Raw genomic sequence first — 265 nt, forward strand, 5'->3', positions numbered from 1 at the left:
TCATGACTGGGGTGAAGTCGTAACAAGGTAGCCGTAGGGGAACCTGCGGCTGGATCACCTCCTTAATCGACGACTCAGCTGCTCCATAAGTTCCCACACGAATTGCTTGATTCATTGAAGAAGACGAAAGAAGCAGCCCGAAATTGGGTCTGTAGCTCAGTTGGTTAGAGCGCACCCCTGATAAGGGTGAGGTCGGCAGTTCGAATCTGCCCAGACCCACCAATTTTGTGTGGGAAACGCCTGTAGAAATACGGGGCCATAGCTC

1 tRNA gene and 1 rRNA gene are annotated in these 265 nt (G+C 52.1%); both read left to right on the forward strand.

The window, feature by feature from the left end:
* Nucleotides 1-65: ribosomal RNA gene (locus tag KW841_RS29495) — 16S ribosomal RNA — on the forward strand; the annotation flags it as partial.
* An 80-nt stretch (nt 66-145) separates the two neighbouring features.
* A tRNA-Ile gene (locus tag KW841_RS29500) sits at nt 146-222 on the forward strand.
* The last annotated feature ends 43 nt before the right edge of the window (nt 223-265 follow it).

Source organism: Pseudomonas sp. PDM28, from assembly GCF_019219115.1.
GTDB lineage: Bacteria > Pseudomonadota > Gammaproteobacteria > Pseudomonadales > Pseudomonadaceae > Aquipseudomonas > Aquipseudomonas laurylsulfatiphila.